At 49.4% G+C, this 24,604-nt stretch carries 21 protein-coding genes; 18 read left to right on the plus strand and 3 right to left on the minus strand.

The window, feature by feature from the left end; all coding sequences use genetic code 11:
• Positions 1–126 precede the first annotated feature (126 nt).
• From O3276_RS00665 to O3276_RS00675, 3 genes are read left to right on the plus strand one after another with little or no spacing between them, the layout of a single operon-like run.
• Positions 127–1,038 carry a substrate-binding periplasmic protein gene (locus O3276_RS00665; RefSeq protein ID WP_269673908.1) on the plus strand — a complete coding sequence of 304 codons (912 nt, stop codon included), beginning with the start codon at positions 127–129 and terminating at the stop codon, positions 1,036–1,038.
• A complete protein-coding gene (locus O3276_RS00670) occupies positions 996–2,672 on the plus strand; it encodes a transporter substrate-binding domain-containing protein (protein WP_269673909.1) in 1,677 nt (558 codons plus the stop codon). Before O3276_RS00665 ends, O3276_RS00670 begins: the two co-directional genes overlap by 43 nt.
• Entirely contained in the window at positions 2,591–5,890 is a 3,300-nt protein-coding gene (locus O3276_RS00675; RefSeq protein WP_269673910.1) for a response regulator, read from the plus strand. Before O3276_RS00670 ends, O3276_RS00675 begins: the two co-directional genes overlap by 82 nt.
• Before the next feature lie 51 nt (positions 5,891–5,941).
• Here O3276_RS00675 and ygfZ read toward each other — a convergent pair whose 3' ends face one another.
• Positions 5,942–6,988, minus strand: coding sequence for a CAF17-like 4Fe-4S cluster assembly/insertion protein YgfZ (gene ygfZ, locus O3276_RS00680; protein ID WP_269673911.1), 1,047 nt, complete (start codon positions 6,986–6,988; stop codon positions 5,942–5,944).
• Positions 6,989–7,110: 122 nt separating this feature from the next.
• On the opposite strand from ygfZ, the gene O3276_RS00685 reads away from it, so the two are divergent.
• Together O3276_RS00685 and O3276_RS00690 are read left to right on the plus strand one after the other, a co-directional pair.
• Entirely contained in the window at positions 7,111–7,377 is a 267-nt protein-coding gene (locus O3276_RS00685; protein ID WP_163370676.1) for an FAD assembly factor SdhE, read from the plus strand.
• Entirely contained in the window at positions 7,349–7,816 is a 468-nt protein-coding gene (locus tag O3276_RS00690) for a protein YgfX (RefSeq protein ID WP_269673912.1), read from the plus strand. The genes O3276_RS00685 and O3276_RS00690 overlap by 29 nt, the downstream gene beginning before the upstream one ends.
• Positions 7,817–7,938: 122 nt before the next feature.
• Here O3276_RS00690 and nadB read toward each other — a convergent pair whose 3' ends face one another.
• Positions 7,939–9,564, minus strand: a complete 1,626-nt coding sequence (gene nadB, locus O3276_RS00695; RefSeq protein WP_269673913.1) for an L-aspartate oxidase — start codon at positions 9,562–9,564, stop codon at positions 7,939–7,941.
• A 580-nt stretch (positions 9,565–10,144) separates the two neighbouring features.
• On the opposite strand from nadB, the gene rpoE reads away from it, so the two are divergent.
• The 13 genes from rpoE to acpS all read left to right on the plus strand — a co-directional run bounded on the left by rpoE (position 10,145) and on the right by acpS (position 21,710).
• The gene (rpoE, locus tag O3276_RS00700) at positions 10,145–10,732 is read left to right on the plus strand and encodes an RNA polymerase sigma factor RpoE (RefSeq protein WP_269673914.1); all 588 of its coding nucleotides are present in this window, start codon (positions 10,145–10,147) and stop codon (positions 10,730–10,732) included.
• A 38-nt stretch (positions 10,733–10,770) separates the two neighbouring features.
• Positions 10,771–11,496, plus strand: coding sequence for a sigma-E factor negative regulatory protein (locus O3276_RS00705; protein WP_269673915.1), 726 nt, complete (start codon positions 10,771–10,773; stop codon positions 11,494–11,496).
• Positions 11,497–11,509: 13 nt separating this feature from the next.
• Complete coding sequence (locus tag O3276_RS00710) at positions 11,510–12,502, plus strand: MucB/RseB family sigma factor regulatory protein (RefSeq protein WP_269673916.1); 993 nt, start codon at positions 11,510–11,512, stop codon at positions 12,500–12,502.
• Positions 12,503–12,588: 86 nt separating this feature from the next.
• Positions 12,589–13,077: a SoxR reducing system RseC family protein gene (locus tag O3276_RS25590; RefSeq protein ID WP_442876553.1), complete on the plus strand. Its 489-nt coding sequence runs from the start codon at positions 12,589–12,591 to the stop codon at positions 13,075–13,077.
• A gap of 123 nt (positions 13,078–13,200) precedes the next feature.
• Positions 13,201–14,643, plus strand: coding sequence for a DegQ family serine endoprotease (locus O3276_RS00715; protein WP_269673917.1), 1,443 nt, complete (start codon positions 13,201–13,203; stop codon positions 14,641–14,643).
• A 252-nt stretch (positions 14,644–14,895) separates the two neighbouring features.
• The gene (gene lepA, locus O3276_RS00720; RefSeq protein WP_269673918.1) at positions 14,896–16,695 is read left to right on the plus strand and encodes a translation elongation factor 4; all 1,800 of its coding nucleotides are present in this window, start codon (positions 14,896–14,898) and stop codon (positions 16,693–16,695) included.
• 32 nt (positions 16,696–16,727) lie between these two features.
• Positions 16,728–17,537: a signal peptidase I gene (lepB, locus tag O3276_RS00725; RefSeq protein WP_269673919.1), complete on the plus strand. Its 810-nt coding sequence runs from the start codon at positions 16,728–16,730 to the stop codon at positions 17,535–17,537.
• 183 nt (positions 17,538–17,720) lie between these two features.
• Positions 17,721–18,095: a DUF4845 domain-containing protein gene (locus O3276_RS00730; RefSeq protein ID WP_269673920.1), complete on the plus strand. Its 375-nt coding sequence runs from the start codon at positions 17,721–17,723 to the stop codon at positions 18,093–18,095.
• The gene (gene rnc, locus O3276_RS00735; RefSeq protein WP_269673921.1) at positions 18,092–18,778 is read left to right on the plus strand and encodes a ribonuclease III; all 687 of its coding nucleotides are present in this window, start codon (positions 18,092–18,094) and stop codon (positions 18,776–18,778) included. Before O3276_RS00730 ends, rnc begins: the two co-directional genes overlap by 4 nt.
• A gap of 15 nt (positions 18,779–18,793) precedes the next feature.
• Positions 18,794–19,765, plus strand: a complete 972-nt coding sequence (gene era / locus O3276_RS00740; RefSeq protein WP_269673922.1) for a GTPase Era — start codon at positions 18,794–18,796, stop codon at positions 19,763–19,765.
• The gene (gene recO, locus O3276_RS00745) at positions 19,762–20,532 is read left to right on the plus strand and encodes a DNA repair protein RecO (RefSeq protein WP_269673923.1); all 771 of its coding nucleotides are present in this window, start codon (positions 19,762–19,764) and stop codon (positions 20,530–20,532) included. Before era ends, recO begins: the two co-directional genes overlap by 4 nt.
• Positions 20,533–20,585: 53 nt before the next feature.
• Positions 20,586–21,335, plus strand: coding sequence for a pyridoxine 5'-phosphate synthase (pdxJ, locus tag O3276_RS00750; RefSeq protein ID WP_269673924.1), 750 nt, complete (start codon positions 20,586–20,588; stop codon positions 21,333–21,335).
• On the plus strand, positions 21,336–21,710 hold the full coding sequence (gene acpS / locus O3276_RS00755; protein ID WP_269673925.1) for a holo-ACP synthase: 375 nt from the start codon (positions 21,336–21,338) through the stop codon (positions 21,708–21,710).
• Between the two features lie 76 nt (positions 21,711–21,786).
• On the opposite strand, the gene O3276_RS00760 is transcribed toward acpS, so the two are convergent.
• Positions 21,787–24,561, minus strand: coding sequence for a response regulator (locus tag O3276_RS00760; protein WP_269673926.1), 2,775 nt, complete (start codon positions 24,559–24,561; stop codon positions 21,787–21,789).
• Positions 24,562–24,604: the final 43 nt, after the last annotated feature.

Below are 24,604 nucleotides of genomic sequence, written 5' to 3' on the forward strand. Positions count from 1 at the left end.
ATCTTTTCTTTGATAGGTGATTGTCTGGATACAGGGTAAGATAAGCCCGCTTTCCGGTTCCCTGACTTATCCCGAATTACTATGCCCTTCTCACCGAGCCGTTATTCCCGAACGATTTCCCGGACTTTGATATCACTCCTGCTGTTTTTCCTGATATTGCCCATCAGCACGGGGATTTATGCAGAGGATAATAAAAAGCCGATCAGAATTGCTTATTTTGCCGATGATGCGCCCTGGATGTTTACCAATAATGAGGGAGTGGCCGACGGTGTGTTGCATGACCTCTGGGAACTGTGGTCGGAAAAAAGCAACGTTGATATCCAGTTTGTGGTGTCTTCTCCGGAAAAAATTGAGGCACAGCTTAAGGGTTCCGAAGTTGATGTTCTGGCTTACACGCCATCGGGCATGGAGGATCAGTTGCGCAAGACTGGTCTGGAGAGTGTACCGATTCACTCGTTTACTCCAGTTCTCTTTGTCAGAAAAAGCAGTCAGATAAGTAGCTTTGAGGAGGTGCTTGCAAAACTCCGGGTTGGCTATATCAAAGGTTATAACTGTCAGCCCTGTCTCACAAGCTTTAATGCAGACGCTGTTAATGTGCCCTTCACTTCAAGCTCATCAATGGCCATAGCAGCATCCAAACATGAGGTCGACGCGATACTTGGGGGTCGTACAAGCTTGAGCTACTACTTGCATAATCTGGGTGTTAACGATGAATTTCAGGTGGTGCCAACGCCTTTGCCGCTCGTTGAAGTCAAGGCCGTTGTTGCCCCGGGTCGACCGGATCTTGTGCGTGTTATTGAACATGGGGTGGCGAAAATTCCTGATCAGGACAGACTGGATCTTATTGAAGAGCTGTTCAGGTTTACGCATTGTCACCCTGAAAGTCTGGTCGTTGCCCTGGAGACCGACCTTTCCCCGCTGTCTTTTATCAATGCACTGGGTAAACCCTCAGGCCTGTTTGTTGATATCTGGAACTTATGGTCAGAAAAACAGGCATGCCAATTAAATTCAGAATGGGGCCTGTCGGTGAAAACATAGATGCTTTGCAAGAAGGTAAGGTCGACGTTATTGCTGCCGTGTCTCCGACGATGGAACGAAGTCAGTGGATGGCGCTGTCAAATCCCTATTATGGATTGAATACCCGAATTTACTTTCGCCCTGACAGCAACCTGAGTGATCCCGGGTCGGAGTTAAGTGGTAAAAAGCTGGGTGTGATCGGTTCTTCAAGCCCTGAGGAATTCGTTCGCCGCTGGTTACCCGATGCGTATCCCATTGAACATGATACTGTCTCCGAGATGATTGAGAGCCTGTTCTCCGGAGAAATAGACGCATTTCTTGGCGAACCGGTGATTGTCCAGTCCGCCCTGAATCGCCATGGTCTGGTGGGTGAGGTGAACTCCAGCGAGTACTTTAATCTGAATGAGGCAGTTGGGGCTGGTCTTTTGCTGAACAGGTCGGCGGACTTATTGCCGGAGTTGAATAATGGCTTTCGGGCCATCACTCCGGATGAGTACCGTGCCATTGAAAACCGTTGGATTATCAGTAGCCGAGACCGCTATTTTCGCCACAGCGGCTCAGCGGTTGAACTGAGTGATTCCGAGCGCCGCTGGTTAGGTGAAAATCCGGTCATCAGTGTTCTGGTTGATAATAATAAACCGCCATTTTCTTATGTTGATAGAAGGGGCCAATGGCAGGGAATGACCATAGCTTACCTCAAGTTGTTGGAAGACAGGTTGGGCATCACCTTTCAGCTTCATCAGGATCCCGTATGGACCAATGCCCTGATTCAGGCGTATCGGCATGATGTTGACGCCGTTGCGATGTTACAGAAAACGGAAGAACGCAGCCGTTATCTGAATTTTACCAAACCATTTGTCAGTGTGCCGGCCGTGATCCTTGCCCGTGTTTCCGACAAAAGCATCCGTTCTCCGGGCCATTTAAATGGGAAAAGGGTTGGCTTTACGCCAGGTTATGTCACTTATGAAATCTTTCAACAGAACTACCCGGGTATCAATTTTGTCAAGATGCCGGATATCGCCACAGGCTTGAATCAGGTTGCCAGCGGAGTTCTTGATGCCATGGTGGTCAACCTGGCTTCTGCAAGTTATGAAATAGAGCGCATGAAAATCACCAACTTGCAGGTGGTTGCTGAAGCGGGTTTTAACTATGACTTCAGTATGGCATCGAGAAACAACTCTCCTGAACTGGCCTCTATCCTGGAAAAAGCGGTGGATACCATTACTCCGGAAGACCGGGAGGCTCTTGAAAGCAGCTGGCTATCGATTCAGGGAGGCATGTGGCGGCCTAATAAAGAGTTGTTTATTGGTCTGGTATTGATTCTTGTGACATTGATTCTCATTGTTTACTGGAATCGTCGTTTAACCATCGAGATTGCTGACCGTGAAAAAGCAGAAGAAGGGCTGCGGATTCGTTCCGAACTGGACCGGCTGCTGAGTGATATTTCCAGGCATTTCATGGACCAGCCGGTGCATCGGGCCAATGACTATTTTCTGAGTCGGCTTGGGCTCCATCTCAACGCTGAAGCTGTCTGTATCTTCTCCTGGGAGCCCCGGGCTCGTATCGAACATTATTGGTCATCCAGCCTGATTCTGATCCTGCGGCCTTTGAGTCATTGTTTGACCATGACTTTACCGGTGTTTATGGCGAGGTGAAAAAGGATCAGGGCAACATTCTTATTCGTGATGAAATATTGCAGAAGGGGGACCTTGAAGGTGCTGCCATTCTGGATGATTTGGGGATTTCCATCGCGGTCTATGCCCCTATGTTGCTGTTTGGTCGTGTGGTTGGTGGTATTGGATTGATCAATACGCCGGAAAAATATCAGGTCTATATCCATGAAATGGATTTGCTGCATCGAATGGGTGAGCTGGTGGCGGTTGCCCGTGATCGTCAACATGCGGAAGATGCCTTAAGAGTCAGTGAGGAACGTTACCAGCTGGCAATGGACGCGGCTTCCGATGGTCTCTGGGACTGGGATGTCCTCAGGGATAACATGTATTTAAGCCCCCGATATCAAAGCATGCTGGGTTACCAGCCCGGGGAACTGTTGGGCAATATCCGGACCTGGCGACAGCAGCTTCATCCAGAGGATAAAATTTCCACCATTCATTTTTTTGAACAACAGCTGGAGACTTCCGATAACTCGTTCCAGTTTGTTTACCGTATCCGCAGGAAAGACGGCAGTTATTGTAATGTTCGCAGCAAAGGGAAGGTGGTGTTCAGGGATGAGCTTGGGAAACCCGTGCGGGTCATCGGTACAACCGTGGATATTACGCACCAGATTGAACGGGAACGTGAGCTGTCGATGGCCCGTTTCTCCCTCGATAGTGCCGGTGATCATATTCACTGGTTCAGAAGGGATGGTTACCACAAGTATGTCAATGAGTCTGCCTGTAAAGCCCTGGGATTTTCCCAGGAAGAGTTGATGAAACTGTCCATCATGGACATTAACCCGGCGGTTACCCGGAGTTCCTGGAAAAAGCTCTGGGAGCAGCTGGTGCTGAGAAAAGGTATGACCTACGAAACGCTGCGAAAAACATCCGATGGCACTGTTTTTCCAGTGGAGATTACTGCGAACTATATGGAGTATGAGGGAGAAGGGTACCTTTTTGCTTCCGGGCGCAATATTACTGATCGAAAACAGACTGAAGAAGCGTTACGCAAGGCGAAAGAAGTGGCGGACCAGGCCAATCAGGCGAAAAGTAACTTTCTGGCCAACATGAGCCATGAGATCCGCACGCCGATGAATGCCATTATTGGCTTGAGTCATCTGGTCCAGGAAACCAGCCTCTCTTATCAGCAGCGGGATTACATCAGTAAAATTCAGTCATCTGCCCATGACCTTCTGGGTATCATCAACGATATTCTTGACTTCTCAAGAATTGAGGCAGGCAAACTCAATATGGAAAATATTGAATTTGACCTTGGGGGCGTTTTTGACAATGTCTATAACCTCAGCAACATCAAGGCCAGGGAAAAGGGCCTGACACTGACTTACGATATTCAGTCGGATGTGCCCAGACATTTACGGGGTGATCCGCTCCGGCTTGGGCAGATACTGATCAACCTGACCCATAATGCCCTCAAGTTCACCAGTGAAGGCGAAGTCAATGTGTCTGTCACGCTGGTCAGTAGCCGACAGGATGTGGTCAGACTGCAGTTCTCGGTGACCGACACGGGTATTGGTATCAGTAAACAGCAGCAGAGTAAGTTGTTTCAGTCATTTTCTCAGGTTGATGGATCAACAACCCGGAAGTTCGGTGGTACCGGGCTGGGGCTGGCTATCTGTAAAAACCTTGTGTACATGATGAACGGGGATATCTCTGTTGCCTCAGAGCCCGGCAAGGGCAGTACTTTTTGCTTTACCGTTGAACTGGGTGTTGCCCATCAGACTCAGGTACTGGAGCAGTCACTTGCCGGGGTTCGTGTGCTTGTGGTGGATGATAACCCGGCAGCAAGAGCACTTCTGATCAGTCATTTGCAAACATCCGGGTGCGAAACCCTGGAAAGTGACCATGGTGACGAAGCGCTGGCGTTGCTGAAAGAGAAGAACTTTAGTGCTGATAAGGCCATTTCCCTGGTGCTGCTTGACTGGAGAATGCCGGATATGGATGGCATTGAACTGGCAGAACGCATTCATAAACTCAATCTTGCCCCGGAACCCAAACTGATGATGGTTTCGGCCTACGGTCGGGAAGAGCTGATGGCAAAAGCCTCAGGTACAGTGGATGCTTTTCTGATTAAACCGGTCAATCATAGCGTTTTGATAGAGACTATTCTGCGCCTGTTGCAGTGTCAGAATAATCCAAAAACTGAAATCATCGAAGAAGCTCGATTTTGCGAGATTATGCCTAAAGGCCGCATACTGCTGGCTGAGGATAATGAAATCAACCGCCAGGTTGCCCGTGAGCTGTTACAGGGCATGGGGCTTGAGGTCGTCATGGTCACGAACGGTGCCGAAGCGGTAGAGCGGGTGAAGCACGAAGACTTTGACCTGGTCTTTATGGACATTCAGATGCCTGAAATGGATGGGTATCAGGCAACAAGGAGGATCAGGCGAAAGCTTGGCAAGGATAAGCTGGTTATTATTGCCATGACTGCACATGCCATGACCGGTGATCGGGAGCGCTGTTTGCAGGCTGGAATGAATGATCATATTTCCAAGCCATTAAGTCCTGCTGCTCTCAAGCAGATGGTGCGCCATTGGTTGCAGGCAGGAGAAACCGATGTGCATCAGACTGTTGCGTTACCACAGGCATCAGAGAATACGTCCTGCCTGAAACTGCCGGGAATAGACGTGGACGATGGTTTGCAGAGACTTCAGGGTAATCGGGCGCTTTATGAAAAGCTGTTGACTGACTTCTATCATGGCCAGCGGGAAGATCTGATCCAATTAGAAGGGCTTCTGGAAACCGGCAAATGGCATGAGGCTTGCCAGTTGGTGCATGCATTGAAAGGGGTTGCCGGTAATTTAGGGGCAAGCAGCCTGCATGATCAGGCTGCTCAACTTGAGCAGAGTTTACGCAGACAATTTGAAATGCCTGACAACAGCTTGATGGACTCGTTTGTGCTGGCCTTTGAGCAGGTGATGGAAGGCCTTGAACATTTGCCTCCGGTAAAAGAAGCTTTGGAACCCGCTGGGGAGGGATCTATTGCCGTTGGTGAGCTGAATGAACTGCTTGATGAGATGGAGCAAAAGCTCAGTGAAGGTGATGTGGATGTGGTTTCTCTGCTACCAACGATCATTCAGGGGCTGCAAGATCAGATTGACCACAAAGAGCTGACGTTACTTCAGGATGCTGTTATCAGTTATGACTTTGACGAAGCCTATGGGGTGCTGGTGGAAATCAAAAAGAATATCAGCGGATAGCTTGCCACTCACCCAGTCATGACTCTGGGTGAATGGCATTGGCTGGGGCGACTATTTTTGCAGTTCGGCCTTTGGATCTATTGCATAGGGTATTTCATGAACCTGCAGTTGATGGCTTTTTTCTGTGTCCAGAAAGACATCGTTGGCTTCAGCCGCTTCAATCCTGATGACAGCCAGTAATTCAATGTTGCCGTTTTCGACATTACGGGCACGCTGAATGATTTCACCAACCGGTTTGCCATCACTGTTGTAAAGTCGGGTGTTAATGTCAGGTTGTTCGGCGCTTTCCAGACTCAACCAGTAACACCGGCTTTTCTGCTGCCCAAGGTTTTGCATTCGGGTCACAATTTCCTGCCCGGTATAGCACCCTTTTCTGAAGCTGACTCCGCCAAGGGAGGGTTGATTGAGATGTTGGGGAATGTATTTATCGATGGTTTCCTGACAAAGCTCTGGAATGACTGACTCAATATTCAGTAACGTCCAGAAGTCTTCCGTTGCAGGTGTAAGCTCTTTGGTCAGTTCTGGCCATAACAAAGGAAGGTCATCCTGATGAAGCCAAAGCTCATAACGAGTCCTGACACCAGGGACTTTTATAAGGTAGCCATTGCCGGAGACTTTAATGACTTCGTTTTGCTCTGGAAGTGATGAGTCGGGGAATATTTTGGTCAGCAGGGTGTCTATATGGGCTCCGGACAGGCCGAGAACCACGTGCTCTGGTTGACTGGTGAGATTAACCTTAAAGAAAACCGCGTACTTTTTCAGAGTGTCGAGAGTGGTTTCAGTCAGACCTGAGTTCATGGTCAACAGGTAGTCTTCACCATTGTCCATGATTTTGAAACTGGTATACATCCGTCCCTTAGGGGAGCATGCCACCCCGGTGCTGTAATGATGAGCAGCCAGCTGAAGCATATGTGTTGAAATCTGTCCCTGCAAAAACTTCTGGCGATCGGTGCCATCGATTTTGATAATGCTGTGGCCAGAGAGTACTGAGACAGAATTTTCATCCAGTGCCTGTGGTGTTTCGGCAAAGCCTGTCAACCGCTCTTCTTTATAAACAGCGCCCTGAGTTGTTAAGTAGGTCTTCCAGTCGGTGGCCATCTGATTACCTTGTTATCTGGTTGCCGCAATTGCATTTAATAGTTGCTGGCATAATAGAAGATTATTGCTGCGAATTTAAAGGTATAATAACCGGCAAAATCCATAATAGGAGTTATTCTAAGATGCTGGGTGAAAATGAGCTGAAATGCCTGCAGTGGCGAAGTCGTCGTGGGATGCTTGAGCTAGACGTGCTTTTGGAACCTTTTACCAGGGAGGCGCTGTCCGAGCTCAGTGAAGCTGATCAGCTAACCTATGTTCGCCTGTTGGAGTGTGAAGATCCGGACCTCTTCAGTTGGTTTATGAGTGGTACAAGGCCTGAAGATCAGGCTCTTAGCCGCATGGTTGACAGAGTATTGGAGCGTGGGCGCTACAAAGGCGAGTCTTTGTGAAGTTAATGTAAGAAGTTCCCGTTACCACCTTGTTTTGATGCTTATCAGCCACGGTGCCGCTTGTGTTGCGCTGTGGCTTTGTTCAGTCTGGCCTGTTGTCAAATTTGCCCTGGCCATGGTTCTCGCCTTGCATTTCTATCGACACTACCTTCAATTTATTGCTCAGAGTCTTCCGACCAGTATTTCTGTCATTCGTTTGCTGGAAGATCAGTGGCGGGTGAATCTTGCCGGTGCCTGGTATCGCGCCTGGCCTGAGGGTGAGATTGTTGTCACCTCAATATTGATTTGCTTTAAGCTGAGAGTTGAGGGTAAGCGGCACCCTTCCTGCCTGATTCTGTTTCCAGACAGTGCTGACCCGGTTGAGTTGCATGGTTTCCGGCTGAGGCTGATGCTTGAGTCTCACTCTCTGTTTGGTGGCAAGGGCGAGGGGCACGTATAGTTTATGCCCATCGTGTTCGGCCTGAATGTCTTCATTGTGACATTGCTGTCTTTATCAACTAAGGCCTCTGTAATCCCTGAAGTTATTCTTCAGGGTTGGATACGCTGAGCATCGATAAAACGTCAACAGCCCCTGAAGTTCTCTGGAACCAGAATCGTGTCTTCAGGAACAGGATTCGTATGAAGGTAGTCCAGCGTGTAGTGCAAACCGCGGGACTCTTTCCTGGCCATGGCGCATCGAATAATCAGCTCAGATACCTGGGCAAGGTTGCGCAGCTCTATCAGGTCATTGCTGACTTTGAAATTGCTGTAGAACTCATGAATTTCCGATTGGAGCAGCTCAACGCGATTCATTGCTCTTTGCAGACGTTTTGTGGTGCGGACAATACCCACGTAATCCCACATAAAGCGGCGAAGTTCGTCCCAATTGTGAGAGATAACCACATTTTCATCGGAATCTGTTACCTGGCTTTCATCCCAGTTCGGCAGAGAGGGTGGTTGTGGGTATTGATCAATGGTATCGCGTATCATCCGGGCGCAGCTTTTGGCAGTGACAAAGCACTCCAGCAGTGAATTACTGGCCAGCCGATTAGCACCATGCAGGCCGGTAAAACTGCACTCACCAACGGCAAAAAGGCCTTGTACGTCGGTTTGACCGTTTTTATCAACCAGTATTCCACCACAGGTATAATGGGCAGCAGGAACAATAGGGATTGGGTCTCTGGTGATGTCGATATCGTAGCCGAGGCAACGTTCGTAAATGGTTGGAAAATGAGAGCGAATAAACTCCGTCGGCTTATGGCTGATATCCAGGTAAAGGCAGTCTGACCCCAAACGCTTCATTTCATGGTCAATGGCCCGTGCCACAATATCCCTGGGAGCCAGCTCTTCCCTGTGGTCGTAGTCTGGCATGAACCGGCTGCCATCGGCCCGTTTGAGCAGGCCGCCTTCGCCCCGAACGGCTTCTGAAATCAGAAACGACTTGGCATTTGGGTGGTAGAGGCAGGTCGGGTGAAATTGATTAAACTCCATATTGGCAACCCGGCAGCCTGCCCGCCAGGCCATGGCAATGCCGTCTCCGGATGCGCCATCGGTGTTACTGGTATAAAGGTAGGTTTTACTGGCACCTCCGGAGGCAAGCACGGTACAGCGGCTCTTGAAGGCATGCACCTGGTCTGATAGAAGGTCGAGTATATAGACACCAACGCAGCGCGGTTCATGCTGGTGAATCTGAGGTTCCAGTTTGCTGGTGGTGATCAGGTCTACAGCCAGGTGATGGTCGTAAAGGTCTATGTTCGGCTTTAGCCTTGCCTGTTCCAGTAAGGTATCTGAAATAGCCCGGCCAGTGGCATCTGCGGAGTGAATGATTCTGCGGGAGCTGTGTCCACCTTCCCGTGTCAGGTGGTAGTCGAAGGGCCGGTCAACGGTATGATCCGGTGTGAATGGTACGCCCTGGCTGATCAGCCACTCAATACTCTCTCTGCCATTCTCCACGATATGTCGAACAGCCGACTCGTTACACAGGCCTGCGCCTGCGGTCAGGGTGTCTTTCACATGCTGGTCAATATTGTCACCGGTCTGGTCCAATACTGCTGCCACGCCTCCCTGCGCCCAATAGGTTGAGCCAGCGCTTAATGAGTCTTTGCTGAAAATGGCTATTCTGGCATCATCAGGCAGCTGCAGTGCCGTGGTCAGTCCGGCTGCGCCAGAGCCAATGATGATTACATCGTAATTGTAGGGCTGTTGCATAAGGCTCCCCGGTCATCAAGTCACTCTGACATCTTTTATCCTTCCTATAATCCAAAGGAAAATGAATGCAGTGTGGTTTAATGTGCTAGCCTGTGGAACTGTACATGTCTGGATAAGTAACATGATGAGTTCTTTATTGAGTGGCTTAGCTATTTATCGGTATGATTAATGACAGTTACTGGTTATGTGCATCGGGCTAAAGAGGCTATTTTACGGGTCGATGTTAAAATTGCTGCTGACCTGAATCAAGAGGCCCGAGTAAACTTGTCTGACCTGTGTATTTTCTCCACCGGGCCAGCCGGGTACCTGAAATGTTCATTGTCAGGGCATTATATAGAATGTCTGGAAGTTACTGTAGTGTCGTTGACGTGCTAAAAATAACCTGTCGGTTTTCCAATATAATTACAACACCCGGATAAACCGGGTTGTGGTGGACAGATACCTTTTGAAGTAAAAAATTGAAAATATCAGGAACTTTTCTTCATTTTGATGGTCTATATACTTGCTGCTGAGCTAAACCCTTTATTGCACGATGGTGCCTTTTATGGTGTTCCTGCCATGCATGGGTGGAGATGCCTGAATGGTTGATAGTCCGGATACTGATCAGCAGTTGGTTGATCGTGTAAAGCGGGGTGACAAGAGAGCTTATGATGTGTTGGTTATTAAATATCAACACCGCATTCTTGGGCTGGTTGGCGGTTATCTCAGTGACTTTCAGGAAGTTCAGGATGTTACGCAAGAGGCTTTTATAAAGGCGTACCGTGCACTGGATAAGTTTCGTGGTGACAGCTCTTTTTATACCTGGTTGTACCGTATTGCTGTCAATACAGCCAAAAATCATCTGGTATCCAAGGGGCGAAGATTGCCAGAGTCTGATATCGATGTTCATGATGCAGACTTCCTGGAAACAGCGACAACCTTGAGGGTCGTTGATACCCCTGAGCGCAACCTGTACTGTAATGAAATCGAGCAGGTTATCCATGATGTCATTCAGCGTTTACCCGATGAACTGAGAACAGCGGTAATGCTGAGGGAGTTTGATGGCCTCAGCTATGAAGAAATTGCCGATGTTATGGATTGCCCGGTAGGTACTGTACGGTCCAGAATTTTCAGGGCTCGTGAAGCCATTGATCGTGAGATCAGACCGTTATTAGGGCAAAGTGGTTAAACAGGGTTTAACTCATGTGCGACAGAGTGAAGGTCGGCATGAATACCAGAGGTTTGTCTATGAGTGAAAAGAGTTCTCAAAACAGTGCCAGAGAACATTTGAAAGAATCTTTATCGGTTTCTCTGGATGGGCAGGCCAGTGAGCTGGAATTGCGTCGAGTGATTGATGGCATCGGCAAGGACGATGACCTCCGGGCGCTTGCGGGTCGTTATCAGCTGATTGGTGAGACACTCCGTGGTAATAGCAGCAAATTTGCCAGTGTCGATATTTCCAGGGGCGTGATGAATGCCATAGAGCAGGAAGAGGCCGGTACTACCGGTGCGCAGAATGTCTCTGGAACAGAAGGTTCTTCTGCGATCAGCCCCGTATCCGGTCGCTTTTTTGAGGATGTCTGGGCTTCTTTGGGTAAGGTTGCGGTTGCAGCCTCGGTGGCTTTTGCCATTGTTGTAGGGGTCAGAAACAGTAATCCGTCTCCTGATTTGCAGGTTCTGGCTGAAAATGAACCGGTTACCCTGACTCAGCCAGTGCAGCTGGCGCAATCGGGTCATAACGATTACGGTGCATTGGGTATTCGTGCCGGGTACAACTCAAGGCAGCATGACGGCATTACCCCTGAACAACTTGCTTATGCCCAAAGTCTTGCTGACAGGGCAACCAGGGAACGTTTTCATGCCTATGCACTTCAGCATGCAGAGCTTTCTGCAATGGGAAGCGGCCAGAGTATTTTGTCATTTGCCAGATTGACCAGTTTTGACAACCAATAAATTTATGAAACAGATGCAATGGATTACCGGAAAGTTACTGGTTCTGTGTTTTTTTGTCAGTGGCTTTGTGTCTGCAGAAACATCACCCGATGCAGGTTACCTGCTTGAAAGAATGGCTGCTTCTGCCAAAAGTCTGAGCTTTCAGGGAGAGTTTGTTTATCAGCAGGGAGCGCAGCTGCAGACATTAAGTGTTATTCATCAGGCTGAAGCTGAGAATATATCGGAAAAAGAACGTATCCTCTATCTGGATGGCGCTCCCCGGGAAGTCATACGCTCCGGAAATGAACTTTTCTTTTCCAGTTATCACGAAGGGGTGACCAGGTTTCAGCATGGTTCATTGATGCCGGTAGTAAGCAAGTTTCAGTCTGGTGTATCTGAGCGTAGCTATGACTTGAAAATTGTCGGTATTGGCCGCGTTGCTGGTCGAGAAGCCGTGCTGTTGCTTGTGCTGCCGAAAGATCGTTTCCGTTATGGCTATCAGTTATGGCTTGATCGGGTGTCCTCACTGTTGTTGAAATCAGTGCTGGTTGATGATCAGGGTAAAATCATTGAGCGACTGCAATTCACTTCCCTGAATATTGGTCAGCTGTCAGATGATGTTCTGGCACTTCTGGACCGCAAGCCCTCCGGTGTCGATGAAACTATTCAGATAAAAAGCAACCCGGAACACTCAGAGAAACCTGATGTGCCCCCGGAATGGGAAACGGGCTGGCTGCCTGATGGCTTTGTGCTGGAAAACAGCACCGTCCGTCCTTCTCCGGTGAGCAAGCACGATGTAGATGCTTTGATTTTTTCTGATGGAATTGCCAGTTTCTCTGTCTTTGTTGAGCAGGATGATACTCGGGTACTAAGTCAGGCTTCTGAACAAATCGGTGCTCTTTCGGCGGTTTCAAAGATTTACAGAGAGGGTAATCAGTACTTCCATGTGACGGTTGTTGGTGATATTCCTCTGAGTACGGCAGAAAGGGTTGCTGTATCTGTTCGTCCGGTAAAAATGAAGCCTTGATGTAATGATCAAGTAAGTTTGCTGGACTTGAAGACTGGTTTTTTTTGTATTATTTCGTTACCGATCTATATCAGGTTTTCAGGAATATGATAGAAGAGCAGGGACGAGTTGTGGCTGTAGAGTGTGATTTTGTCTGGGTTGAAACCATCAGACAGTCCGGTTGTTCAAGCTGTAGTGCCCGAAATGGTTGTGGGCAGCATCTCTCCGAAAAGTATAGGGTCGGCTCATCCTTTTCATATATCAAAGCGCTTTGTCCCTGGGTAGTGAAAGAGGGTGACATGGTTGTGGTCGGTATTCCGGAGGGCTCCTTGCTAAAGGCTTCTTTTCTGATTTATCTCTTCCCGCTTCTGCTTATGATGGCTGGCATCTGGTTGTCCTCTGTGATGGGGGCTGCAGATTGGCTGCTGCTTGTCTCAGCTGGTTTGCTCCTGGCATGTGGCTTTGGTGCAGTAAAGTTATTTGGGAAGAGGTCAGCGGATATGTGCCGTGTTGATGTGGTAAGGGTATTACCCTCTGACAATTTGTCGTTATCAGGCAGCTTCTCCGGGCGAACGCTTTCTTCCAGGCAGGAATGAGTTTTCTTGTTTTATTTCTGATGCTGCCGGGTCGCCTTGTTATCACGTAATTATAAATAATATCGCAGGAGCGTATAGCTGCGGTGAGTTTTTTCAATAGTCGAATACTGGAGAAAACATAATATGAGTAGGGTGTTTTTTCTCTGCAAAAAGTCACTTTATAACGTTGGGTTTTCCCTGCTTTTGTTTTACGCAACACTGGCAAGTGCTTCCGTCAGGGGTTCCGGCTTGCCAGATTTTGCGACATTGTTTGAACAGGCATCACCAGCGGTAGTGAATATCAGTACTCTGGCCACGCCAAAAGCAAGACCGTCAATATATGGCCCGGGCGGGGAGGAGATTCCTGAAATCTTCCGCCGTTACTTTGGTATCCCGCTGCCTGATGAAAACCCTTCCGGACGTTCTCAACCGATGTCACTCGGTTCTGGCTTTATTATCTCGTCAGACGGTTACATTCTGACCAATAACCATGTTATCGAAGGTGCTGATCAGATTATTGTCAGACTCAGTGACAGGAGTGAGCGTGCTGCAGAACTTATCGGTGCCGATAAGCGTTCGGATCTGGCGCTGTTAAAAATTAACAATGACCGCAGTCTGCCCGTCGTTAAGCTTGGTGATTCCGAGAGTGTTAAGTCTGGTCAGTGGGTAGCAGCGATTGGGTCTCCGTTTAATTTTGAATACTCGATTACCAAAGGCATTATCAGTGCTCTGAATAGAAGCCTGCCCAGTGACTCCTATGTCCCGTTTATTCAAACCGATGTCCCTATCAATCCGGGTAACTCGGGTGGTCCGCTGTTTAATATGAACGGCGAAGTCATCGGAATTAACTCTCAGATTTTTACCCGCTCTGGCGGTTTTATGGGGCTGTCATTCGCCATACCGGTTGATCATGTTATGTGGGCGGTTGATCAATTGAAAGAGAAGGGTTATGTCACCCGGGGATGGCTGGGGGTCGCCATTCAGGATGTGGATCGGGATCTTGCTGAATCGTTTGGTCTGGAAAAACCCATGGGGGCGCTGATCAGTCAGGTGGTTCCCGGTGGTCCGGCTGATAAGGCAAGGCTTCATCCCGGCGACATTATTGTCAGATTTAATGAAAGAGTCATCAGCAGCTCAGGCGTGTTGCCAATGTCGGTGGGGGTGATAAAACCCGGCGAAAAAGCCAGGCTTGAATATATCCGCAACGGCAAGCGCAAGACCGTAGATGTTGTAGTGGGTGAGCTGCCGGATGAAAATAGTGGTGCCCCTGAACATAGGGGAGATAAGACACCTTCTGATAAGAACCCTCTTGGTGTTCAGGTAGCTGAGCTTGATGAGAATTATCGCAGTAAGCTGCGTCTGGATGAGGATGTTCAGGGGCTGGTGGTGATCGGCGTTAACCGGGGTGCTGGCCGTTCCATTGGGTTGCGTCAGGGCGATGTTATCACGGACCTGAACAATAGCAGTGTGACAACGGTAGCGGAATTCAAAAAAGTGGTCGCCAAACTGCCCAGGAACCGCTCAATTTCAATGCGGGTTATTCGCGGTGGGAATCCCGGCTACATCACCTTCCGGTTACAGGAGTGACCAAATGTGGATAGCACGGTATATGACCATGGAGTAGTGTGCTGACATGTTATAGAATATTATGGAATCATTTATGCAGGTCAGACACTTGTTAATTGCTGCCGGAGTTTTAGCCACAGGCATGAATAAAATCGATTCATGCTGTTTAACAGCCGGTAAGTCAGTTTGATCCGCAGGCCAATTCCCTAATTCAAGACGGTCCCCGCGATTGCGGGGATCGCTTTTTGTGACGTTTTTATAGTAGATACTATCGTGAGCGACCTAAGCTTAATCAGGAACTTTTCCATCATTGCCCATATTGATCATGGGAAATCAACCCTGGCTGACCGTTTTATCCAAACCTGTGGTGGGCTCAGTGATCGTGAAATGCAGGCCCAGGTGCTTGATTCCATGGAGCTTGAGCGCGAGCGTGGCATCACCATCAAGGCCCAGAGTGTGACGCTGGATTATCATGCCAAAGATGGTAATACCTATCAGCTGAATTTTATCGATACACCAGGGCATGTTGACTTTTCCTATGAAGTTTCACGCTCCCTGGCGGCCTGTGAAGGTGCGCTTCTGGTGGTGGATGCGGCCCAGGGGGTTGAGGCGCAATCCGTTGCTAACTGCTACACCGCCATAGAGCAGGGGCTGGAAGTCATGCCCGTGCTGAATAAAATGGATCTGCCCCAGGCAGAGCCAGACCGGGTCTCCCAGGAAATTGAAGAGATTATCGGCATTGACGCAACCGATGCTGTCCGCTGCTCTGCCAAGAGTGGTTTGGGCATTGAAGATGTCCTTGAGCGACTGGTGTCCACTATTCCTGCCCCTGAAGGTGACATCAATGGGCCATTGCAGGCACTGATCATCGATTCCTGGTTTGATAACTATCTGGGTGTCGTGTCTCTTGTGCGGGTGAAAAACGGTACGTTGCGCAAGGGAGAAAAGATCGTCGTTAAATCCACCAAGCAGTCTCATGTTGTGGATAATGTCGGTATCTTTACGCCCAAGCGGACGCCCACCGGAGTTCTTAAAGCCGGTGAAGTTGGTTATGTGGTTGCCGGTATCAAAGATATTCACGGTGCTCCCGTCGGTGACACCCTGACTCATCTGAAAACCCAGGATGTCGCAGCGCTGCCAGGCTTTAAACATGTTAAGCCGCAGGTCTATGCCGGCTTGTTCCCAGTCAGCGCGGATGACTTTGAAGATTTTCGTGATGCGCTGGAAAAACTGAGTCTCAATGATGCCTCCCTGTTTTACGAGCCGGAGAGTAGTGATGCGCTGGGCTTTGGTTTCCGCTGTGGCTTCCTGGGCATGCTGCATATGGAAATCATTCAGGAGCGACTTGAGCGGGAATATGACCTTGATCTGATTACCACGGCTCCCACGGTAATCTACCAGTGTTATATGAAAAATGGCAGTGTAGTGGAAGTCGATAACCCCTCCAGACTGCCTGACCCCGCAGGTATTGACGAAATTCGTGAACCTATCTCCCGGGCCAATATTCTGGTACCCCAGGAATATCTCGGTAATGTGATTTCTCTCTGCGTTGAAAAGCGCGGCGTGCAGAAAGATATGCAGTTCACGGGTGGTCAGGTCTCACTGACCTACGATATTCCGATGAACGAGGTGGTGCTGGATTTCTTTGATCGACTGAAATCGGTGAGCAGGGGCTTTGCCTCCCTGGACTACTCTTTTGATCGTTTTGAAACCGCTAAAATGGTTCGGGTGGATATTCTGATCAATGGTGAAAAAGTCGATGCACTGGCGGTTATTGTGCACAAGGATCATGCCGTTTCCCGCGGGCGGGTTCTGACGGAAAAAATGAAAGAGATCATTCATCGCCAGATGTTTGATGTTGCCATTCAGGCGGCCATCGGTGGGCAGATTATTGCCCGGACCACGGTAAAAGCGCTCAGAAAGAACGTCACTGCGAAATGCTATGGTGGTGATGTGAGTCGTAAGCGTAAACTGCTGGAAAAACAGAAGGCCGGTAAGAAACGGATGAAGCAGGTTGGGCGTGTGGAAATTCCTCAGGAGGCTTTCCTGGCAGTTCTAAAGGTCGACAAATAATTCACCATTGATTACATAAGAGAAAAACAGCCATGGATTTTAACTTTCCACTGCTATTGGTACTGTCGGTTGTTGTTACAGGTATCATCGTACTGATTGACCGACTTTTTTTGCTACCAAGGCGAAAGGCTGCTGTTGCCAGGCTCGGTGCCGAGGGCGGAGACGATGACGCCCTTGAGAAGCTGGCCAGGGAGCCGGCCGTGGTTGAGACTTCCAAGTCTATCTTCCCGGTTTTGCTGTTTGTTCTGGTGATTCGATCCTTTTTGTTCGAACCTTTTCAAATTCCGTCTGGCTCCATGATTCCGACCCTGGAAGTGGGTGATTTTATTCTGGTTAATAAATACAGTTACGGTTTGCGTTTGCCCGTGTCAGGTACCAAGGTGCTTGCCATCGGTGAGCCTGATCGTGGCGATGTGATGGTGTTTAAACAGCCAGGGAAAGAAAATATCAACTTTATCAAGCGTGTGATCGGTTTACCTGGCGACGTTGTGCAATATATGGACAAGCGGCTGACGGTGAACGGTCAGGCGGTTCCTGAAGAGTTTGTGGCACAACTCAGTGATGCCCGATCCATTTATCGTCTCTATAACGAAGGTGATGAAGGCAAGCGCTACCAGGTTCGAAAAGAGCTGACCAGTCATGATTTTCGGGCTGAAGGAGAGTGGGTTGTGCCTGACGGCATGTACTTCGTCATGGGGGATAACCGTGACCGAAGCAATGACAGCCGGTATTGGGGCTATGTTCCTGAACAGAATATTGTGGGTAAGGCGGTTTACATCTGGATGCACTGGCCGAGCTGGACTCAACTTCCCGGCTTTAAGAACAACGGGGTGATTGAGTAATACCAATTCCGCCTTCTAAATATGAGATCGAGCAAGTCATTTTGGACAGCTGGGCAAGGCGGAATGACGAGTAATAGCAGGGCTATTGCGAGGAATTCCAACGAAGATCCAGCTGTTCAAAATGGCTGCGCAGTTCATATTTAGAAGGTGGAATTGGTATAAGCTGTCCAAGGAGAGAATCTTATGTATGGTATGAAGAGCCGACAACGAGGCAGTAGTGCAGTCAGTTGGCTGTTTTACCTGTTAATTGGTGGACTATTGTTGTCTTTTGCGGTTAAGGTTGTGCCCTTTTATATGGATGACCACTCTGTGAGGCAGGTGGTATCTTCATTAACTGACCGGCCAGGCTCTGCCACTGCATCCGTTACCCAGGTGAGAACCTGGATAAATAAAGGCTTGCAGCTAAACCTGATCAAGCTTGATCGCAATGAGGTTAAGGTCACCCGCGAAAACGGTGTTGTCGCTGTCGATATTGACTACGAGCGACGGATTCATTTTTTCCATAACGTTGATCTGGTATTAACGTTTGAACATAACTGGAAAGCTGGAACTCAGTGAAAACGCTTGAACTTGCCCGACTGCAGAAAAAGTTAGGGCATGAATTTTCCAATCAGAGCCTGTTGGCGCTGGCGCTCACCCATCGCAGCTTTGGCAGTCGTAACAATGAGCGATTGGAGTTCCTTGGCGACTCGATTGTCAACTTTGTTATTGCTGAAGCCCTCTATGAGCGTTTTCCCGATGCCAAAGAAGGGCAGTTAAGCCGCCTGCGGGCTCGAATGGTGCGCGGTGTAACCCTGGCCGAGCTTGGCCGGGAGTTTGAACTGGGCGACTTTCTTCGTCTTGGCTCCGGTGAGTTGAAAAGTGGTGGCTTCCGGCGGGAGTCCATTCTTGCGGATGCGGTTGAGGCCATTATTGGTGCGATTTACCTGGATGCCGGTATGGCCGTTTGTCACCAGCGAATTCGCACCTGGTTTACCACTCGTCTGGATCAACTGACCACGACGGATGAGCAGAATAAAGATCCGAAAACCCGCTTGCAGGAATATCTGCAGGCGCGGCAGCAGTCACTGCCAAAATATCAAGTGACAGATATTCAGGGGGAAGCTCATGACCAGCACTTTTCAGTGATTTGTGAACTGGAATGTCTGGATGAGCCGTCGAAGGGGGAAGGGTCGAGTCGTCGTGGTGCTGAACAGCAGGCGGCTCGCAATGCATTGAAGTTGCTTGGCGTTGATCATTAAGAGCGCAGAAAACAGATGACATCTGATGTAAATCGTGAAGAGCCCGCTGCTCATGAACTCAGCCTTTCCGATCCCGCTTCGGAACACAGCCGCTGTGGCTACGTCGCCATTGTTGGCAGACCCAATGTTGGCAAATCAACCCTGTTGAATCACCTTCTCGGCCAGAAGCTTTCCATTACCTCCCGCCGCCCCCAGACTACCCGCCATCAGGTTCTGGGTATCAAGACGGAGCAGGAGGTTCAGACGGTCTATGTTGATACGCCGGGCATGCACAAGGTGCAGAAAAAGGCGATCAACCGCTATATGAATAAAGCGGCCAGCAGTGCCCTGGCGGGTATTGATGCCATTGTTTTTGTGGTTGACCGCCTGACCTGGAATGAAGAGGATCAGATGGTCCTGGAAAAGGTACAGGGTGCCCGCTGTCCGGTTATTCTTGCGATTAATAAAGTGGACAAGATCACGGATAAGGGGCAATTGATCCCGCACCTTGAGTCTCTGTCGGCAAAAATGGATTTTCATGGGGTGGTGCCCATCTCTGCGCAGCACGGCCATAACCTGAAACAGCTGGATGAAATGATTACCCGGCTGATTCCGGCAGGTGTCCATCATTTTCCTGAAGATCAGCTGACGGACCGCAGTTCCCGTTTTCTTGCCGCTGAGCTGGTGCGGGAGAAGGTCATGCGTCAGCTGGGTGATGAGCTGCCTTATGAAGTGACGGTGGAGATTGAAGAGTTCAAGCATGAGTTGCGGCCGAAAGGTCCACTGTTGACCATCAGCGCCTTGATTCTTGTGGAAAGAGCGGGTCAGAAAGCCATCGTTATTGGTGACCGGGGAGCACGACTGAAAAAAATCGGACAGGAGGCCCGTAAAGATATGGAGCACATGTTCGACTCAAAAGTCATGCTGAACCTTTGGGTTAAGGTCAAGGCAGGCTGGTCTGACGATGAGCGTGCCCTGAAAAGTCTGGGGTATGATCACAACCTGTGATTGGTAATGAATTCCATAAAGCCTGGTTGCTGCATCGGCGCTCTTATAAAGAGCGTTCAGTGATTGCTGAGTTTTTAGTGGCAGGTCATGGCCGTGTGGCCATAGTGGTTCGGGGAGTACGGCAGTCAAAGTCCCGGCTGGCTTCGCTGTTACAGCCTTTTCATCAGGTACTGGTGCGCTGGAAAGGGCGAAGTGAGCTGAAAACACTGGTTGACCTGGAGCTTGACCGCTTTACCTTTCTGACCGGTGAACGGCTTTATTGCGGGTTCTATGCCAATGAGTTGTTGATGCGATCAATGATTCCGGGGCAGCTGGTGGATGGCGTGACGGATTTATACCGGGACCTATTGGCCCATCTTCATCAGAACGTGCCTCTTGAGCCATTGCTCCGTTCCTTTGAACTGGATTTGCTGGAACTGTGCGGCTATGCTCCACCGCTTGACTGGGACGTGTTCAGCGGCGCGCCTTTAAAAGAAGGCATGGTCTACCGCTTTGAACCTGAGCATGGGCTGGTACCGACCCATGGACAAGTCAGCTACCATGAGCGAGCGTTTTGCTACACCACAGAGTTGCTGCAAGCACTTTCGGCCAGAGATTTCACCAATGCTGATTTCTATCCTGGTTTCAAGCGCTTTACCAGGCAGGCCATGAAACCGCTTATCGGAGACAGGCCTATGCAGAGCCGCATGCTGTTTACTAGCAGAAAACCTCAAACGCCACCGGAGAGGCCATTAGTAGAAAATGGCGCACTCTCCAAACCCCGATAACGGTCGCACAATTCACTGCGCCATTTTCTACATTTTCTACAACAGGTGTATTTATGATTCCTCATCAGCGTATTTTGCTGGGTGTCAACATTGATCATATTGCAACCATCCGGCAGGCCAGGGGGATTCGTTATCCTGATCCTGTTCAGGCGGCAATTGAAGCTGAAGAGGCCGGGGCAGATGGCATCACATTGCACCTGCGCGAGGACCGCCGACATATTCAGGACCATGATGTATTCCGGATTCGTGACGTTCTGCAGACCAGAATGAATCTGGAGATGGCAGTGACCGATGAAATGGTTGGCATTGCGGAAAAGCTCAAACCCGAACATGTCTGCCTGGTTCCGGAGAAGCGGGAAGAAGTCACCACTGAAGGCGGACTGGATGTGAAAGGCCTGTTTGACAGTGTGGCTCCCGCCTGTGAGCGCCTGGGAAAACAGGGGATTGAAGTCTCGCTGTTTATTGATCCTGATCTGGATCAGATTGAAGCTGCTGTCAGGGCCGGAGCGCCTGCAATTGAACTGCATACCGGCGCTTACGCTGAAGCTTCGATGGCTGAAGCCATGCAGGATGAGCTTGACCGTCTTAGAAATGCGGTGGTATTTGGTCTGGAACAGGGACTGATCGTCAATGCCGGCCATGGCCTTAATTATCAGAATGTTGAGCCTGTTGCGTTGATCGCCGGTATCAATGAGCTGAATATTGGTCACTCGATCATTGCCCGTGCCCTGTTTACGGGATTGAAACCAGCGGTGCGTGAGATGAAAGCCCTTATGTTGGCAGCTGCACGGACTGCGTTTTAAGTGATTGTTGGCATAGGGACAGATATTGTCCGTATCGATCGGATTGAGCGCTCACTCAGTCGGCTGGGTGAGGCGTTTGCCAGAAGAATTCTCACGGACCATGAGCTGTCACAATGGCAACAACGTTCATCCTCACCGGCCTGGCTGGCCAAGCGCTTTGCGGCGAAAGAGGCTGTTGCCAAAGCGTTTGGTACAGGAATCGGAAAACTGTCATTCCGGCACATCGAGGTAAGAAATAATGCCTCAGGTGCACCTGAGTTGTTTTTATCTGATTATGGTCTTGAATTGCAGCAGCAAAGAGGGGTTAAGCGGCTTCACCTCAGTCTTTCTGATGAGCAGGATAATGCGATTGCCTTTGTAGTACTGGAGAGCTGAATCAGCTCTCTTGCTCATCGCAGACTCACCACCCTCATAAACGGTTTTGAACGTGATATCATACTTCCTCAGCCGTTTACAGACTCTCCATTTCCCACTGATTGAGACGGGTGATGGACTGAAGCAATAATTGAAAGTCTTCGGTGACTTGATTATGGGCCAGGGTGTTGTATTTCTTCAGTCGTGTTTCCAGCCGGTTGCAAATACGCTCCAGTTCCGGCACTCCACAATAACGACAGGCACCGTGTAATCGGTGTACCCGTTCCAGTACAGCCGAATAATTATTGGCAGTCCAGCCATCTCTGAGAGTTACAAGATCGTCATCAAGTCCCTCTTTCATCATCACTAGCATCTCCTGAGCCAGTTCCCGGTTTCCGGCAGCCAGTTGCGTCGCCAGGTTGATATCCACAGGACTTTCCGATTGATCTATTGCCGGATAGATGTCGGGCTTTGATGGTGGAAAATATTCTCTATGCTCTATTGTCTCGGTAGGGTTCTTTGCCCACTGATTGATCATGCTGATGACGTGTTTTTCACTAACCGGTTTACTCAGGTAGTCATCAAAGCCACTTTGCAGCAGCACCTTTTTCTCCTCGGGCAGCGCATGGGCAGTTACTGCAATAATTGGGGTGCGCTGGTGGTTCGGGATTTCACTGCGAATTCGTTTTGTGGCTTCGAGTCCATCAATGACCGGCATATGAACATCCATGAAAATAATGTCGAAAGTGAACTGCCTGCACAGTTCAATGGCATCAAAACCATTTTCTGCGGTTTGCAAATCTTGCTCCAGGTTGCCAAGAATGGTTTTCAGCAATTTCAGGTTTACCGGGTTGTCATCAACGACCAGAATACTCAGGGATTTGTTGATCTGTTGTTGAATTTTTTTGTCTTCATGATTCCCGTTTATACGGGTCAGCAGTGCTTTCAGCCGGTTCAGTCCAACGGGCTTCAGAAGCGTATCAGTACCGTCAGGAAGAGCAGGGTCCATAGCACCTGTTATTCCTGCTGAACTGAGTACAATAATGTTGGCATTGCTATAGGAGGCTGTTAACTGCGTGATTCCCTGAACCGGTTCAATATTATCAGGGTTGATGAAAACATAGTCGTAGGAGACATGTGTCTTGTTTGCTGACATTCCCTGTCGGATGCTGGCTGCTGCGGTGATAGTTGCGCCCAGTTTATCCAGTAAGTGAAAAATAGATAGCCGGGTCAGCTCATGGGGTTCGATAAGCAGTACTTTCTGGCCGTGCAGCGGTGTCGGTACCAGGTCTTCCTGCTCACAACCATCAGCAACAGCTGGTTCACCATTTTGGTTATTCTGGGTTGTTTTAAAGGTAAACCAGAAGGTTGCTCCTTGCCCCAGATCGGACTCAAGGCCAATTTCGCCACCCATTTGCTCAACCAGGTTTTTGCAAATCGACAGGCCAAGCCCGGTTCCCTCAGCCTTGCGTGTTCTGCTGGAGTCTGCCTGGGCAAAAGCCTGGAACAGTTTGTGATGTTGCTCCCGGGTAAGGCCAATGCCGGTATCCGCCACTGAAACTCTCAGGGGCAGGGGGGCATTACTTTCTTGCTGATCAGGTTTGCCTTCCTGATCCAGCATCACTCGCACAGCAACGGAACCATAACTGGTGAATTTAATGGCGTTGCTGATCAGGTTGGTGAGGATCTGCTTAAACCGCAGTCCATCAATGATGATATGTTCAGGAACATCGTCGTAGATAAAGTGGACAATTTCCAACGATTTACCATAGGCGGCAGGTGCCATAAACGTCATAACATCCTCAACGATCTCCCGTAGGCAGACGGGTTGGGGATCCAGCACCAGCTTACCGGCTTCCATACGGGAAAAATCAAGAATGTCATTCAACATCGTCAGCAGTCCCTGAGAGGATTTCTCAATGGTACTGACATAGTCGTATTGTTGCGGTGTGAGCCTTGAACTCAGCATTAGGTTGGAAAAGCCAATAATGCCATTCAGCGGTGTTCTGATTTCGTGGCTCATATTGGCCAGAAATTCGCTCTTGCTTCTGCTTGCTTCAAGTGCTTCCTTTCTGGCGAGATCCAGCTCAACATTTTGAATTTCAATGGTTTCCAGTGTTTCCTGCAATTCATCGTTGTACTGGGCAATATGACTGGTCATCTTCTGATGTTTGCTCTGCAGGCCATTGAGCATAACGTTGATAGACGATTCCAGTTCATACATCAGGCTGCCCGGATTGTCCGGCAGTCGGGTATCGAAGAAGCCATCCTTGATACGATCAATGACCCTTGCCATACGGTCCAGGGGGCGGGTAACACCGTGGCCCAGCTTCAGGCTAGTGATCAATGCCACCAATAACCCCATAGAAACAACAATAATGCTGAACGCCAGAGAGCGAAATTGGGTCAGATGAGTTTCTGCGTAGGCGTAATCGGTAATCAGCCAGCCAGTAATTTTGGTCGTATCCGGACTGATGATTGGATCGGCAACCTGGATGACCTGATCGTTCCGGAACCAGCTCTGGCCTGATTCCAACAGCGAGGATAAGTTTTCGGTGGCCGTGAGCTTTGGGCCTGCATGAAGAATCTCCTTGCCTTGCGCATCGATCATGCTTACCGCACGAATATCCCTGTCATCCAGCAGCATGCTGATCAGGGTTTGCAGTTCTTCATGTCGGGTGTTATCCAGCAGCAGTGAGGCAGCGGCTGCCTGCCGTTCAGACTGAGTCAATGCCTTGGCCATGAGCTGGTTGTCCAGTTCCTGATACCGCTTAACCAGATAGACACCGCCCATCAGCAGGGAAACAACAATGCCCGGAAGAAAAGCGAGCAGAAGAATCCGTTGGCGGAATGCCGTAAGGTGCTGTTTCATGGTACTGCCTTTCCCTGTTTGGCTTTTGTTCTGTATTATTGCC

Source organism: Endozoicomonas sp. GU-1 (genome assembly GCF_027366395.1).
GTDB lineage: Bacteria > Pseudomonadota > Gammaproteobacteria > Pseudomonadales > Endozoicomonadaceae > Endozoicomonas.